Origin of the sequence: Microcoleus sp. Pol12B3 (assembly GCF_036701355.1) — a bacterium.
Classification (GTDB): domain Bacteria; phylum Cyanobacteriota; class Cyanobacteriia; order Cyanobacteriales; family Microcoleaceae; genus Microcoleus.
Genome location: NZ_JAUBQS010000166.1, coordinates 1 through 1,270 on the forward strand (window position 1 = coordinate 1; position 1,270 = coordinate 1,270).

Annotated in this window: 1 protein-coding gene; it reads left to right on the forward strand. The window is 41.3% G+C overall.

The window, feature by feature from the left end; translation table 11 throughout:
* Positions 1-749: 749 nt before the first annotated feature.
* Positions 750-1,133: a hypothetical protein gene (locus QUA53_RS29010; protein ID WP_333101325.1), complete on the forward strand. Its 384-nt coding sequence runs from the start codon at positions 750-752 to the stop codon at positions 1,131-1,133.
* Positions 1,134-1,270: the final 137 nt, after the last annotated feature.

The following is a 1,270-nucleotide window of genomic DNA, read 5'->3' on the forward strand; positions in this document are numbered from 1 at the left end:
TAAACGGAAAAACTTTGGGGTTCCAACTTTTCACAACTGATAAAAAAATTCCACCCACATCTGCGGAATGTGGGTTCTACATTCACGACTCAAATAGATTTGCTATAGATCGTTGCCTTAAAAACACAAAAATCTATCTCTCTTATGTCAAATCGTGCGTCTATTCTCAAGCAACAATTTTTACAGAGTGTGGCCTTACCCTGGAAGGAGCTTCTACCAGACTTTAAAGTCCAAGAGCTTCTGGCTAACGAGAATGTGAGGTATTACAGCCGCGTCTACACACCAATAGTGACGTTATGGGCAATGGTATCCCAGGCGATCGGACTCAATGGGGCTGTATCAATCTGTTTACGTGAAGCGAAGCTATCCCGAAGGGAATCGCCCTAATTTGGCAGAAAAGAGCCATTCCATTATACTGGTGTTTGTTGCCAAAATTAGGAAGCAGTAATTTACAAGAACAAACCCTCGCTCTCGAACAAGTTTTACCCTTGTTTAAAGAATATAAATCGATCGTTTTGGGCGATGGCGTCCCCCCCCCGCAAGCTACGAGAATTTTGTTCTGTAGACTTGCGAAACTGGCTCAAGACAGTGGGTGTATCTTTTTGCTTAAGACTGAAAAAGAATCATTGTTTGGAAACAGAAAACTTAATTGGGCAAAGTTTAGACCACTTAGGATGCATCCTGTGGAACTTCCTTATATTTTCCAGGAATTAGGGTCAGAAAAACGCAGCCAGTAGCAGGATTTGATATTGCTTGTAAATGGCAACGAAATTATCGGGAAGGAAAGTAAAAGACGCCTGGTTTATTTAACAGATTTAGGCTCGCTGCCATTCGCTATCTCCGCTTATAAACAGCGAATGGGAATTGAAGAAATGTTCCGAGATTGCAAGACAGGAGGTTATAATCTAGAAAGGAGTGGTTTAAGGGGAGACCGACTGATTAAGATGATTCTGTTAATGGCTATCGCCTACACTTCCGCGATATTTCAAGGCATTGAAACTCAGAAAAAGCAGGTACAAAAATATGTATCTCGCCGCTCCCAACCGAGAAAAAAATACCGTAGACAGAGTACATTTGGCGTTGGTAAGGATGGAGAACAGTGGGTTGATTATCTCGACCGGCATTTATTATAAATTCAACAGTTAATGAAGTTGACTCGAAATAAAGGTCGCTTTTATCAACAGGGTATACGGGCAGGGGGAACGCATCTTATTGAACACTGTTCATCAGTGGTGAGTATATTTTGAGATAAATTCACCATTCAAAGAAG